Source organism: Ensifer sp. LC11, assembly GCF_001695835.1.
Lineage (GTDB): Bacteria > Pseudomonadota > Alphaproteobacteria > Rhizobiales > Rhizobiaceae > Ensifer.
In genome coordinates this window covers 83,229-96,528 of record NZ_MBSO01000018.1, presented here as the reverse complement: position 1 = coordinate 96,528, position 13,300 = coordinate 83,229, and the positions used below count along the sequence as shown (strand labels likewise).

The following is a 13,300-nucleotide window of genomic DNA, read 5'->3' as shown; positions in this document are numbered from 1 at the left end:
CCATAAAACCTCCGTTCTATGTCTCGGCCAGCCTAGCGGTCCAAGCACGGAGGTCTCTCAAGGAAGATGTAGAACTCGTCCAGTCCTCCACCGGAGGTGGAGGTTTACTTGCTTACAAGAAAGGGCGACCCGAGGGCCGCCCTTCCGATCCGGATGGATCGTTAATGCAAAAAGGCTGTTGCCTTTATCACATCATGTCCATGCCGCCCATGCCGCCCATGCCGCCCGGCATTGCCGGAGCGTCCTTCTTCGGCAGTTCGGCAATCATGGCTTCCGTCGTGACGAGGAGGCCGGCAACCGAAGCTGCGTCCTGAAGGGCGGTGCGAACGACCTTGACCGGGTCGATGATGCCCATGGCGATCATGTCGCCATATTCGCCGGTCTGGGCGTTGTAGCCGAAGTTGTCCTGGTCCTTGTCGAGGATCTTGCCGACAACGATCGAAGCTTCGTCACCAGCGTTCTCAGCGATCTGGCGGGCCGGAGCCTGCAGAGCGCGGCGAACGATGTTGATGCCGGCTTCCTGGTCGTCGTTGACACCCTTGACGGTGATCTTGACGGAGGAGCGCAGCAGGGCAACGCCGCCGCCCGGTACGATGCCTTCCTGAACAGCAGCGCGCGTCGCGTTGAGAGCGTCGTCGATGCGGTCCTTCTTTTCCTTCACTTCGACTTCCGTCGAGCCGCCAACGCGGATCACGGCAACGCCGCCAGCGAGCTTGGCAAGACGTTCCTGCAGCTTTTCGCGGTCGTAGTCGGAGCTGGTTTCTTCGATCTGAGCCTTGATCTGTGCAACGCGGCCTTCGATGTCGCTCTTCTGGCCGGAACCGTCGACGATCGTCGTGTTTTCCTTGGAGATCGAAACCTTCTTCGCACGGCCGAGCATGTCGAGCGTGACGTTTTCGAGCTTGATGCCGAGGTCTTCGGAGATCACGGTGCCGCCGGTCAGGATGGCGATGTCTTCGAGCATGGCCTTGCGGCGATCGCCGAAGCCCGGAGCCTTGACAGCAGCGATCTTCAGGCCGCCACGCAGCTTGTTGACGACGAGCGTTGCAAGAGCTTCGCCTTCGACGTCTTCAGCGATGATGAGGAGCGGCTTGCCGGTCTGAACGACAGCTTCGAGAACCGGGAGCATGGCCTGAAGGTTCGAGAGCTTCTTCTCGTGGAGGAGAACGAAGACGTCGTCGAGGTCAGCGACCATCTTTTCCGGGTTGGTGACGAAGTAGGGCGAGAGGTAGCCGCGGTCGAACTGCATGCCTTCGACGACTTCGAGTTCGGTTTCGGCGGTCTTGGCTTCTTCAACCGTGATGACGCCTTCGTTGCCGACCTTCTGCATCGCTTCTGCGATGTCGAGGCCGATCTGACGCTCGCCGTTGGCCGAGATCGTGCCGACCTGTGCGACTTCTTCCGACGTGTTGATTTTCTTGGCCTTGGCCTGGAGATCCTTGACGACTTCGGCGACGGCGAGGTCGATGCCGCGCTTCAGGTCCATCGGGTTCATGCCGGCAGCAACGGCCTTTGCGCCTTCGCGAACGATCGCCTGGGCAAGAACGGTTGCAGTCGTGGTACCGTCACCGGCGATGTCGTTGGTCTTCGAAGCAACTTCGCGGACCATCTGGGCGCCCATGTTTTCGAACTTGTCTTCGAGTTCGATTTCCTTGGCGACCGATACGCCGTCCTTGGTGATGCGCGGAGCGCCGAAGGACTTGTCGATGATGACGTTACGACCCTTCGGGCCGAGGGTGACCTTTACAGCATCAGCGAGGATGTCGACGCCACGCAGCATCTTTTCGCGCGCGGTGCGGCCGAACTTGATTTCTTTTGCAGCCATTAGAGAAAACTCCCGGGCTCATTGCCCATTGGTTGTCATGAAAAGGGGTGGACGACGGCTGATCAGCCGATGATGCCCATGATGTCGGCTTCCTTCATGATCAGAAGGTCTTCGCCGTTGATCTTGACTTCGGTGCCCGACCACTTGCCGAACAGAACGCGGTCGCCAGCCTTGACGTCGAGAGCAACAACCTTGCCGCTTTCGTCACGGGCGCCCGAACCGACGGCGACGATTTCGCCTTCTTGCGGCTTTTCCTTGGCGGTGTCCGGAATGATGATGCCGCCCTTGGTCTTCTCTTCAGACTCGACGCGGCGAACGACGACGCGGTCGTGCAGCGGGCGGAAATTGGTGCTTGCCATTAGTCTAATCCCTCGATCAAATGACATTACGGATCGCTGATCGACCCGATGGATGGGTGTTAGCACTCTCGTTTGTCGAGTGCTAGCGACGCCGAGATAAGGCTGGCTATGAAGCGAGTCAAGGATCGGGGCCAGATTTTTTGCCGTTGGCAGGCGCCTTCAGCGCGTGCATTGGGCGGGGTGCAGGGAGCCTAGCGCCATTCTTGGCGAAATGTGGGCGCTCGGGTTCTCAAATGGCAAGGGCGAGATTTTTCGCGGTGGATAATCGGTGCGGCGATGGCGCTATGCCGGTTGAGCGGCGAAGGCCGGTGGTTTTGCAAGAGCTGCTCCTCAAGAGCGCAGCGGCGACGCCGGAATCCATGGGAGGGCGCGCCTTTTTCGGGCACCGAGACTTGTATTCTTCAGCCTTCCTTGCCATGCAAGCCGGAAACCGTGTTTGCAGGAAGCCAGGATGGCCGTAAGGATCAACAGTTTTCGGGAAATCGCCGCGCGCTACGACGTCGTGCTGTGCGATGTCTGGGGTGTTCTTCACAACGGTGTGCAGGCCTTTGCCTCCGCCTGCGAGGCACTGGCCGAGGCGCGTGCCGCCGGCTTGACGGTCGTGCTTATCACCAATTCGCCGCGGCCGAGCCCGATGGTGAAGGTCCAGATCCGTGGCCTCGGCGTTCCGGATGAGGCCTACGACCGGATCGTCACGTCGGGCGATGTGACGCGTGGGCTGATCGCTGCCGCGGACAAGAAGATTTTCTTCATCGGCGCCGAGCGCGATCTGCCTTTGCTGGAGGGGCTCGGAACGCAGATCGTTTCCTCCGAGGATGCCGAGACGGTCGTCTGTGCCGGCTTCTACGACGATGAGACCGAAACGCCGGAACATTACCGTGCCACTTTGACAGGCCTTGCCAAACGCAAGATCCCGTTCATCTGTGCTAATCCCGATCTCGTCGTCGAGCGCGGCCACCGGTTGATCCCGTGCGCCGGTGCGATCGCCAAGCTCTACGAGGAACTGGGTGGCGAGGCGCGCATTGCCGGCAAGCCCTATATCGCGATCTATCGTGCTGCGCTCGGTGAGGCTAAGGCCGCACGTGGCGCAATCGATCTGTCACGGGTGATTGCCGTCGGCGACGGTATGCCGACGGATGTGAAGGGCGCCCAGGATGCAGGCCTGGATCTGCTTTACATCAGCGCCGGCATTCACGCCCAGGAGTATATGAACGAAAGCCGGACCGACGAGGCGAAGCTCGCCGCTTTCCTGAAAAAGGAAGGCGCCTCGCCGAAGTGGTGGATGCCGCGGCTCGCCTGACGGGAAGACGACGGAGATGACGGTTTTTCATCGCAACGAGACCCGCGACCCGCTTCCCGAGCACTTGCGCGGCGGCGTTGTCGCCATCGGCAATTTCGATGGCGTGCACCGCGGCCACCAGTCGGTGCTGAACCGGGCGCTGGAAGAGGCGGCGGCTCGCCGGGTGCCGGCGCTTGTCTTGACCTTCGAGCCGCATCCGAGAACCGTGTTCCGCCCGGAGACCCCGGTCTTCCGGCTGACGCCGGCGCCGCTGAAGGCCCGTATCCTTGAGGGCATGGGCTTCGGTGCGGTCATCGAGTACCCCTTCGATCGCACCTTCTCGCAGTTGTCCGCATCGGATTTCATTCATCGCATCCTGCTCGAATGGCTGCATGCCTCGCATGTGGTGACCGGCTTCGATTTCCATTTCGGCAAGGGTCGCGAGGGCGGTCCTGCCTTTCTGATGGCGGCCGGCGGCGAAAATGGTTTCGGCGTGACGCTGGTCGATGCGTTCCGCGACGAAAATGCCTCGGTCATTTCGTCGAGCTACATTCGTGCGCTGCTCGGCGAAGGCGATGTCTCGCAAGCCGCAGGCATGCTCGGCTATCGCTACATCGCCGAGGCGGAAGTGATCGGCGGCAAGAAGCTTGGCCGCGAACTCGGGTTCCCGACAGCCAACATGCGGCTTCCGGCCGAAGTTGAGCTCAGGCCCGGCATCTATGCGGTGCGTTTCCGTCGCCCGGACGGTTCGCTGCACGATGGTGTCGCAAGCTTCGGGCGCCGGCCAACGGTCGACAGCGACGGCGAGCCTCTGCTCGAAACCTTCGTCTTCGATTTTTCCGGCGATCTTTACGGTGAGGTCTGCTCGGTTTCCTTCTTCGGTCACTTGCGTGACGAGCTGAAGTTCGACGGGCTCGATCCGCTCGTCGCGCAAATCCGTCAGGACGAAGCCGAAGCAAGGGCGCTGCTCTCCGGCGTTGTGCCGCTCGGCGACATCGACCGCAAACTCAACTTCGCCTGACAAAAGAATTCGGCGTTCGCGCCGTGGCGGACCTTTTCAAAAGGCGGAAAACGCCTTAAACAACCGGCCACCATGACCCGGCACCGTCGATTGATCATCGATCAGCGAATTATTGGCCCGGCCTTCCGCGCGCTTTAGTCAGCCGGAAGGTCCGGGATTTCGGCGTTTCCGACGCCCCAGTCATCTCTCGATACCGAGCCCATTTCGTATGCGCGGACCCTTCGCGCGAAGAAGCGATTGCAAAGACCATGACCGACACCGCTGAAAAGATCGACTATTCCTCGACCCTCTACCTGCCGCAGACGGAGTTCCCGATGCGCGCCGGCCTGCCGCAGAAGGAGCCGGAAACGGTGGCCCGCTGGCAGAAGATGGGCCTCTACAAGAAGCTGCGCGCCTCGGCCGCCGGCCGCGAGAAGTTCGTGCTGCATGACGGCCCGCCCTATGCCAACGGCAACATCCATATCGGACACGCGCTGAACAAGATCCTCAAGGACGTCATCAACCGGTCGTTCCAGATGCGCGGCTTCGACGCCAACTACGTTCCGGGCTGGGACTGCCACGGTCTGCCGATCGAATGGAAGATCGAGGAGAAGTACCGCGAGAAGGGCCAGAACAAGGACGAGGTTCCGGTCAACGAATTCCGCAGGGAATGCCGCGACTTTGCCGCCGGCTGGATCCAGGTCCAGGCGGAAGAGTTCAAGCGCCTCGGCATCGAGGGCGACTTTGACAACCCCTATACGACGATGAACTTCCACGCAGAAGCGCGCATCGCCGGCGAACTGATAAAGATCGCCAAGCTCGGCCAGCTCTATCGCGGCTCGAAGCCGGTGATGTGGTCGGTCGTCGAGCGCACCGCGCTCGCCGAAGCCGAAGTCGAATATGCCGATGTCGAAAGCGACATGATCTGGGTGAAGTTCCCGGTCACCGAGGGGCCCGACAGCCTTGCCGGCACCTTCGTCGTGATCTGGACGACCACGCCCTGGACCATCCCCGGCAACCGTGCCATCGCCTTCTCCTCGCGTTATGCCTATGGCCTCTACGAAGTGGCGACCGCCGAAAACGACTTCGGTCCGCAGCCGGGCGAAAAGCTGATCTTCGCCAAGCGCCTTGCAGACGAATCTGCGGCCAAGGCCAAGCTCACCTTCAATTTCGTTCGTGACCTCGAGGCCGACGAACTTGCAGCCGTCACCTGCGCCCATCCGCTGCACGGCCTTGGCGGCGGCTACGCCTTCAAGGTGCCGCTGCTCGACGGCGACCACGTCACCGACGACGCCGGTACCGGCTTCGTGCACACCGCACCCAGCCACGGCCGCGAGGACTTTGACGCCTGGATGGACAACGCCCGCGCGCTCGAAGCCCGTGGCATCTCCTCGGCGATCCCGTTCACCGTCGACGACGCCGGCTACTTCACCGCCGATGCCCATGGTTTTGGCCCGGACTCCGAAGGGGGCGCCGGTCGCGTGCTCGACGACAAGGGCAAGAAAGGCGACGCCAACGACCGCGTCATCAAGGCACTCATCGGCCGCCATGCGCTGTTTGCCCGCGGCCGCCTGAAGCACTCCTATCCACATTCCTGGCGCTCGAAGAAGCCGGTGATCTTCCGCAACACGCCGCAGTGGTTTGTCTACATGGACAAGGGCTTCGGCGACGGTACGACGCTGCGCTCGCGCGCGCTTTCGGCGATCGACGACACCCGCTTCGTTCCCGGCGCTGGCCAGAACCGCCTGCGCGCGATGATCGAAGGGCGCCCGGACTGGGTGCTGTCGCGTCAGCGCGCCTGGGGCGTGCCGATCGCCATCTTCGCCGACGACCAGGGCGAGATCCTGATCGACGAGGCCGTCAATGCCCGCATCCTCGACGCCTTCGAGCTTGAAGGTGCCGATGCCTGGTTTGCCGAAGGCGCCAAGGACCGCTTCCTCGGCAACGACCACGACCATGCCAAGTGGCACCAGGTCATGGACATCCTCGACGTCTGGTTCGACAGCGGTTCGACGCACACCTTCACGCTCGAAGACCGCCCGGACCTGAAGTGGCCGGCCGATGTCTACCTGGAAGGTTCGGATCAGCATCGCGGCTGGTTCCATTCCTCGCTGCTCGAGGCTTGTGCCACGCGCGGCCGCGCGCCCTACAACGCCGTCGTCACCCATGGCTTCACCATGGATGAGAAGGGCGAGAAGATGTCGAAGTCGAAGGGCAACACCGTCACGCCGCAGGAAGTGATGAAGGATGCCGGCGCCGACATCCTGCGTCTGTGGGTGATGACGACCGACTATTGGGAAGACCAGCGTCTCGGCAAGACGATCATCCAGACCAACATCGACGCCTATCGCAAGCTGCGCAACACGATCCGCTGGATGCTCGGCACGCTCGCCCACGACAAGGGCGAGGAGATCGCCTATGCCGATATGCCGGAACTCGAGAAGCTGATGCTCCATCGCCTGTCGGAGCTCGACCAGGTCGTGCGTGAAGGCTACGACGCTTTCGACTTCAAGAGGATCGCCCGTGCGCTGATCGATTTCTCCAACGTCGAACTGTCGGCCTTCTACTTCGACGTCCGCAAGGACGCGCTCTATTGCGACGCGCCGTCGAGCCTGCGCCGCCGTGCAGCGCTTGCCGTCATCCGCAAGCTTTTCGATTGCCTCGTTCTGTGGCTGGCGCCGATGCTGCCCTTCACCACGGAAGAAGCCTGGCTGTCGCGCAAGCCTGACGCGGTCTCGGTGCATCTCGAACAGTTCCCGGCCATCCCCGCGGAATGGAAGAACGACGCGCTTGAAGCCAAGTGGGACAAGATCCGTGCGGTTCGCACGGTCGTCACCGGCGCGCTCGAGATCGAGCGCAAGGACAAGCGCATCGGCTCGTCCCTGGAAGCCGCGCCGGTCGTCCACGTCGCCGATCCGGAGCTGTTGAAGGCGCTGGAAGGCCAGGACTTCGCCGAGATCTGCATCACGTCGGCAATCGCCATTGAGGCCACCGAAGGTCCCGCGGACGCGTTCCGGCTGCCTGAGGTTGCCAAGGTGAGCGTTGTGCCGAAGCTCGCTGAGGGCCAGAAGTGCGCGCGTTCCTGGCGTATCACCACGGACGTCGGTTCCGACCCGCTCTACCCGGACGTGTCTGCCCGTGATGCGGCTGCGCTGCACGAGCTTGGTTTCAAGGCGTAAGCGATTGTTACCGGATGAATTGCACTCGTTGCGTTCATCCGGTAAAACCTGCCCGAAATTTGGCGGATTTTTCCGTCATGGGCGCTTGGGTGGCCGCGCTGACCGGTGGCCGGCTGGAAGGAAATTCATGGAAATGACACGAGAGTTGCGAGTGTTTGCCAGCGTAGCCGCCATTCTGACGAGCGGCCTGGTGCTTTCGGGCTGCATCGGCGGCCCGACCTATGGCACGGACAAGACGGCTGGCGAGCAGCTCATGGACGACCTCGGCAGCGTTGCAAGCTTGGGTCCGACGAAGCGCGACCCGGTCAAGTATCAGCCGCGTCCTGGTCTCGTCCTGCCGCCCTCGGCCCAGCAGACCGCACTCGTCGAGCCGCAGAAGTCGCTCGCCACCCGTGAAGCAAACCCGGAGTGGGTTGAATCGCCGGAAGAAGTCCGCGCCCGTCTGCGCGAGGAGGCCGACGCCAACAAGAACAACCCCAACTACGTTTCGCCGCTCGCCAAGGCGAGCGCCAACGGTCGCCGTCTCTCGGCGAAGGAACAGCAGGAAGCCTATCGCGAAGGGCGTAAGATCGAGATGGGCGCCTATTCCGATAAGCGCCGCTTCCTGAGCGATCCGCCGCTTGACTATCGCCGCTTGCCCGAGGGTACGGAGACCGATCTCGGCGAGCCGGAGAAGGACAAGGAGCGCCGCCGCAAGAAGGAGGCCCAGATCAAGAACACCGGCACCAAGTGGTACTGGCCCTTCTAAGATCATCTCGTCGGTTCGTCGAAAACAGAGCTGACCCAACCCCTTGTATCAATGCGGCTCCAGCGAGAGGCTTGATTGGCCCTTCTCCAGGAATTGCCTTAAGCAGCGTCTGACCATGACCATCAGCATTCGCGACGCCCGTCCGGAAGACGCCGAAACCATTCTGCGTTTCATCACCGAACTTGCCATCTATGAGAAGGAACCGGATGCAGTCGAGGCGACGGTCGAGATGTTGCAGGCCTCGCTCTTCGGTCCGGGCGCCATCACACGCGCGGTGATCTGTGAGAAGGACGGACGGCCGGCGGGCTTTGCCATGTGGTTCTACAACTATTCCACCTGGCAGGCGCGCAAGGGCCTGTACCTTGAAGACCTATACGTCACACCCGATTGCCGTGGCTCCGGCGCCGGCAAGATGCTCCTGAAGCACCTTGCAAAGATTGCCGTCGAAGAAGGCTGCGGCCGCTTCGAATGGAGCGTGCTCGACTGGAACGAGCCGGCGATCCGGGTTTACGAAGCGGTTGGCGCCGAGCCGATGTCCGAGTGGACGCGCTACCGGCTCGCCGGTGCAGCGCTCGAAAGCTTCGCTGCAGACTGAAGCGGGCACGGGAGCTGTGTGAAACGCTTTTCCGTTCGCAAGCGCGGTAACTCAAAAAACGCAGGACCCGCCTATCGCTTTCCGGCGAAGAAATCCTTGAGCAGATCCGCGGCCTCCCGTTCGGCCAGCCCCGAATAGACATCCGGCACATGGTGGCAGGTGGGGGAGCCGAAGAAGCGCACGCCACTGTCGACAGCGCCGCCCTTCGGGTCGTCGGCGCCGTAATAGAGGCGGCGGATGCGCGCGAATGAAATCGCTGCCGCGCACATGGTGCAGGGTTCGAGGGTGACGTAGAGATCGGCACCTGTCAGCCGCTCATCGTTGAGGACGGCAGAGGCTTCGCGGATGGCGACGATTTCGGCATGGGCGGTCACGTCGTTGAGTTCGCGGGTGCGATTGCCGGCGCGGGAAATGATCCGGCCGTCGAAAACCACCACGGCGCCGATCGGGACTTCGCCGCGATCAGCTGCTTTCCTGGCCTCCTCAAGGGCCGCATCCATGAAGCGTGTCGTCTCAGCCATCGCTCAAACAATAATTTCTCTTAACCCACGGGCCACGACCTGATAGGACAGCCGCAAAAGGCAGGCAACACAAATGACATCCAAAGACAAGCCCACGCGGCCTGGCGGCAAGTCCGCCGGCCGGGACAAGAAACCGCATTTCGCCGACAAGAAGTCCGCGTCACCGAAAAACGCTGGCGGGCCAAAGGCATCCGGCTTCAAGGCTTCAGGGCCTAAGCCCGGCGCCTCGCGGCCGGCCAAGGAGCGCCCGAGCGCGGCGACGGCTGCTGCCGACGAGCCGCAGCGCATCTCGAAGATCCTGGCGCGCGCCGGCGTGGCCTCGCGCCGTGACGTCGAACGGATGATCATGGAAGGCCGCATCAAGCTCAACGGCGTCGTGCTCGACACGCCGGTCGTCAACGCGACGCTCGCCGACGCGATCGAGGTCGACGACCAGCCGATCCGCGGCATCGAGCGCACCCGCCTGTGGCTCTACCACAAGCCGGCCGGCCTCGTGACCACCAATGCCGACCCGGAGGGACGGCCGACCGTGTTTGAGAACCTGCCGGAGGAACTGCCGCGGGTGCTGTCGATCGGTCGCCTGGATATCAATACCGAAGGCTTGCTGCTGCTCACCAACGATGGTGGTCTTGCGCGCGTGCTCGAATTGCCGTCAACCGGCTGGCTGCGCCGCTATCGTGTGCGCGCTCACGGCGAGGTCGATCAGGCCGATCTCGACCGGCTGAAGGACGGCATTGCCGTTGACGGCGTGCTCTACGGCGCGATCGAAGCGACGCTCGACCGCGTCCAGGGTTCGAACGTCTGGATCACCATGGGGCTTCGCGAAGGCAAGAACCGCGAAATCAAGAACGTGCTCGGCGCGCTTGGTCTCGACGTCAACCGTCTCATCCGCATTTCCTACGGACCGTTCCAGCTCGGCGAGCTGCCGGAAGGCCACGTCCAGGAAATTCGCGGCCGCACGCTGCGCGACCAGTTGGGTCCGCGCCTAATCGAAGACGCCAAGGCGAACTTCGACGCACCGCTTTACAACGACCAGGCGGCAACCATTGCCGGCGACGCTGAAGGTGATGCTGAAGACGGCCGCAGGGCTGAGCGCAGCAGCCGCTGGGAAAAGCCTGAGGACAAGCGTGAGCGTGCGCTGGCCCGGCTCGACACCCGCCGCGATGATCGTCGCGACGGTGGCCGCAAGGACGGCGCCCGTGGCAAGGGTGGTCCCCGCGAAGACCGTGACGCCAAGTTTGAAGACCGGCCGAAGCGCGCTCCCGCACAGCGTGCCCGCACGGCCAATGTCTGGATGGCGCCGGGTGCGCGCCCGCTGGCAGAAAAGAAGCCGAAATCCGCTGAAGGCGATGTCTCCGAGAAGCCCGCTCGCCGCGAGCGTCCGGAAGGTGCGCCGAAGACCAAGCGCTACGGCCGCACCAAGGATGGCTTTGCCACGAAAACATCCGGAAAGTTCGATCCCGATCGCAAGGGCGGTTCGCCAAGAGACTTCGATCGCGCCGACCGTCCAGCCTCTGCCGCGCCGATCAAGCGTCGCGACGAAGAGGGCGAATGGATCAGCGCGAGCGAGCCTGCCCGTCGCGGCAAGGACGAGGGCCGGGATGGCGGCTTCGGCCGGCGCAAGGCGGGCGACGCGGGAGACCGCAGGTCGCGCGATCACGGTGACCGTCCTGCGCGCCGTGAAGGCGGTGACCGTCCGGCTCGTTCTGAAGGCGGCCCGCGCAGCTACTCCGATAAGCCTCGCTTCCCGCGTGCAGACGGCGATCGGCCTCAGCGTCGCGAAGGTGGTGACCGCCCGCGCGGCGATCGTCCTGCCCGCGCCGAAGGCGGCCCACGCAGTTACTCCGACAAGCCGAGAGCACCGCGCGCCGAGGGTGATCGCCCTCAGCGTCGCGAAGGTGGCGACCGCCCGCGCGGCGATCGTCCTGCCCGCGCCGAAGGTGGCCCACGCAGCTACTCCGACAAGCCGAGAGCGCCGCGCGCCGAGGGCGATCGCCCTCAGCGCCGCGAAGGGGGGGACCGACCGTTCGGCGACAAGCCCCGCGGTAAGTCCTTCGGCGGCAAGCCGTCCGGTGGCAAGTCCTTCGGTGAACGCTCTGGTGGACCGCGCGGTGGCAAGCCTGGCGGCGGCAAACCCGGCGGTGGACGTCCCGGCGGCGGACGCTCCGGCGGTGGCGGACGCCCGGCCGGCGGCAAGCCGCGCGGCAGAGGAAACTAAGCGGTCGTGCGTATCGTCGGTGGAGAGTTTCGGGGTCGCAGTCTGGCGACCCCAAAGTCCAACGATATTCGTCCGACCACGGACCGGACGCGCGAGAGCCTGTTCAACATCCTGAGCCATTCCTATCCGGAAGCGCTTGATGGAACCCGGGTGCTCGACCTTTTCGCCGGGACCGGCGCCGTTGGCATCGAAGCCCTGTCGCGCGGGTGCCGGCAGGCGCTCTTCGTCGAGCAGGGCGTCGAGGGCAGGGGGCTACTTCAAACCAACATCGAGGCGCTCGGCCTGCAGGGCCGGGCCAAGGTCTTCCGGCGCGATGCCACCAGGCTTGGTGCCGTCGGCACCATGGAGCCGTTTCATCTCGTCTTCGCCGATCCGCCTTACGCAAAGGGTCTGGGCGAGAAAGCGCTTGCGTCCGCTGCCGCCGGCAACTGGCTGGTTCCCGGCGCGCTGATCGTGCTGGAAGAACGGGCAGACGTTCAGCCGGCGCCCACGGCCGTCTTTGAGCGCCTCGACATCCGGGTCTTTGGCGATACGCGCATGCATTTCTACCGGTTTCATGGAGCCTGACGCCGTAATTTCGGTTCCCTTGCCGGGATAGGCTGCCGCTGGATCTCGCCGTTTTTCTCAACCCGCCCAGCGCGGAGGGCATGCCGATGAAGCAGGACCTTTCGATGACGTCTAGTGAACTCGACGCAACGAGCCAGCCGACGGTGGCGCTGGCACTAGGCGGCGGTGGCGCTCGCGGGCTTGCGCATATTCATGTCATCGAGGCGTTGGATGAGCTCGGCATCCGCCCGGTCGCCATCGCCGGTTCTTCCATCGGCGCGATCATGGGCGCCGGCATGGCGGCCGGTCTCAGCGGCGAAGAGATCAAGGCGCATACGCTCTCGACCGTCGGTCATCGCCGCGAGGTCGTCAACCGCCTGTGGCAATTGCGACCGGCAAGCCTTTCCGAAGCCATGGCAAGCCGCTTTGGTTTCGGCCAGTTCAATATTGAGCGCGTTCTGAGAGCCTTCCTGCCCGCGGCGATTCCGCCGAAGTTTTCCGATCTCGAAATCCCGCTGAAGGTCGTCACCACTGACTACTATGGTCAGACCGAGCACATCTGCGACAAGGGCGACCTGTGGCAGGCTCTGGCTGCCTCCGCCGCCTTGCCTGCGATCTTCAAGCCTGTGAAGATTGCAGGGCGGGTGATGATCGACGGCGGCATTTACAACCCCATTCCCTTCGACCACCTGCGTGGCCTCGCTGATATCGTCGTTGCCGTCGATGTCGTCGGCGGTCCCGATGGTGACGGCAAGACGATCCCGAGCCGCATCGACAGCCTGTTCGGCGCAAGCCAGCTGATGATGCAGTCAATCATCGCGATGAAGCTCAAGGAGGGCGCGCCAGACATCTTGCTGCGGCCGGATGTCGGCAGATACCGGGTGATGGATTTCCTGCGTGCCCAGGATGTGCTGAACGGGACCGCGGCGATCAAGGACCAGCTGAAACGGGCGCTCGACGAGCGGATGCGGTTGCCGAAGATCAGCTGACCTTCGAAGCCTTTCGCTGCGCCAACGCGCGCTGCTCGCGC

General features: G+C 63.4%; 11 protein-coding genes. 8 read left to right on the top strand and 3 right to left on the bottom strand.

Features of this window, described 5'->3' with window-relative positions:
- Positions 1–187: 187 nt before the first annotated feature.
- Both groL and groES read right to left on the bottom strand, forming a co-directional pair.
- Positions 188–1,825 (bottom strand): chaperonin GroEL, encoded by a 1,638-nt coding sequence (groL, locus tag BBX50_RS14590; protein ID WP_065776046.1) that lies wholly within the window; start codon positions 1,823–1,825, stop codon positions 188–190.
- A 62-nt stretch (positions 1,826–1,887) separates the two neighbouring features.
- Entirely contained in the window at positions 1,888–2,184 is a 297-nt protein-coding gene (groES, locus tag BBX50_RS14585; RefSeq protein ID WP_004675403.1) for a co-chaperone GroES, read from the bottom strand.
- Positions 2,185–2,635: 451 nt separating this feature from the next.
- Here groES and BBX50_RS14580 point away from each other — a divergent pair, with 451 nt between their 5' ends.
- The 5 genes from BBX50_RS14580 (at position 2,636) to BBX50_RS14560 (ending at position 8,985) form a co-directional block, all read left to right on the top strand.
- Positions 2,636–3,484, top strand: coding sequence for a TIGR01459 family HAD-type hydrolase (locus tag BBX50_RS14580; RefSeq protein ID WP_065776045.1), 849 nt, complete (start codon positions 2,636–2,638; stop codon positions 3,482–3,484).
- A 16-nt stretch (positions 3,485–3,500) separates the two neighbouring features.
- Complete coding sequence (locus tag BBX50_RS14575) at positions 3,501–4,484, top strand: bifunctional riboflavin kinase/FAD synthetase (RefSeq protein ID WP_065776044.1); 984 nt, start codon at positions 3,501–3,503, stop codon at positions 4,482–4,484.
- Positions 4,485–4,732: 248 nt separating this feature from the next.
- The gene (ileS, locus tag BBX50_RS14570) at positions 4,733–7,642 is read left to right on the top strand and encodes an isoleucine--tRNA ligase (RefSeq protein ID WP_065776043.1); all 2,910 of its coding nucleotides are present in this window, start codon (positions 4,733–4,735) and stop codon (positions 7,640–7,642) included.
- Between the two features lie 127 nt (positions 7,643–7,769).
- Positions 7,770–8,390: a hypothetical protein gene (locus BBX50_RS14565; protein ID WP_065776042.1), complete on the top strand. Its 621-nt coding sequence runs from the start codon at positions 7,770–7,772 to the stop codon at positions 8,388–8,390.
- 115 nt (positions 8,391–8,505) lie between these two features.
- Positions 8,506–8,985: a GNAT family N-acetyltransferase gene (locus tag BBX50_RS14560; RefSeq protein WP_065776041.1), complete on the top strand. Its 480-nt coding sequence runs from the start codon at positions 8,506–8,508 to the stop codon at positions 8,983–8,985.
- 71 nt (positions 8,986–9,056) lie between these two features.
- On the opposite strand, the gene BBX50_RS14555 is transcribed toward BBX50_RS14560, so the two are convergent.
- Complete coding sequence (locus BBX50_RS14555; protein WP_065776040.1) at positions 9,057–9,506, bottom strand: nucleoside deaminase; 450 nt, start codon at positions 9,504–9,506, stop codon at positions 9,057–9,059.
- A 73-nt stretch (positions 9,507–9,579) separates the two neighbouring features.
- Here BBX50_RS14555 and BBX50_RS14550 point away from each other — a divergent pair, with 73 nt between their 5' ends.
- The 3 genes from BBX50_RS14550 to BBX50_RS14540 all read left to right on the top strand — a co-directional run bounded on the left by BBX50_RS14550 (position 9,580) and on the right by BBX50_RS14540 (position 13,259).
- Complete coding sequence (locus tag BBX50_RS14550; RefSeq protein ID WP_065776039.1) at positions 9,580–11,724, top strand: pseudouridine synthase; 2,145 nt, start codon at positions 9,580–9,582, stop codon at positions 11,722–11,724.
- Between the two features lie 6 nt (positions 11,725–11,730).
- Positions 11,731–12,291, top strand: a complete 561-nt coding sequence (gene rsmD, locus BBX50_RS14545; RefSeq protein WP_065776038.1) for a 16S rRNA (guanine(966)-N(2))-methyltransferase RsmD — start codon at positions 11,731–11,733, stop codon at positions 12,289–12,291.
- A gap of 86 nt (positions 12,292–12,377) precedes the next feature.
- Positions 12,378–13,259 carry a patatin-like phospholipase family protein gene (locus BBX50_RS14540; RefSeq protein WP_065776054.1) on the top strand — a complete coding sequence of 294 codons (882 nt, stop codon included), beginning with the start codon at positions 12,378–12,380 and terminating at the stop codon, positions 13,257–13,259.
- Positions 13,260–13,300 lie beyond the last annotated feature (41 nt).

Coding starts and splice junctions, on each gene's coding strand:
- groL (WP_065776046.1), bottom strand. CDS start 1,825: ATGGCTGCAAAAGAAATCAAGTTCGGCCGCACCGCGCGCGAAAAGATG.
- groES (WP_004675403.1), bottom strand. CDS start 2,184: ATGGCAAGCACCAATTTCCGCCCGCTGCACGACCGCGTCGTCGTTCGC.
- BBX50_RS14580 (WP_065776045.1), top strand. CDS start 2,636: ATGGCCGTAAGGATCAACAGTTTTCGGGAAATCGCCGCGCGCTACGAC.
- BBX50_RS14575 (WP_065776044.1), top strand. CDS start 3,501: ATGACGGTTTTTCATCGCAACGAGACCCGCGACCCGCTTCCCGAGCAC.
- ileS (WP_065776043.1), top strand. CDS start 4,733: ATGACCGACACCGCTGAAAAGATCGACTATTCCTCGACCCTCTACCTG.
- BBX50_RS14565 (WP_065776042.1), top strand. CDS start 7,770: ATGGAAATGACACGAGAGTTGCGAGTGTTTGCCAGCGTAGCCGCCATT.
- BBX50_RS14560 (WP_065776041.1), top strand. CDS start 8,506: ATGACCATCAGCATTCGCGACGCCCGTCCGGAAGACGCCGAAACCATT.
- BBX50_RS14555 (WP_065776040.1), bottom strand. CDS start 9,506: ATGGCTGAGACGACACGCTTCATGGATGCGGCCCTTGAGGAGGCCAGG.
- BBX50_RS14550 (WP_065776039.1), top strand. CDS start 9,580: ATGACATCCAAAGACAAGCCCACGCGGCCTGGCGGCAAGTCCGCCGGC.
- BBX50_RS14540 (WP_065776054.1), top strand. CDS start 12,378: ATGAAGCAGGACCTTTCGATGACGTCTAGTGAACTCGACGCAACGAGC.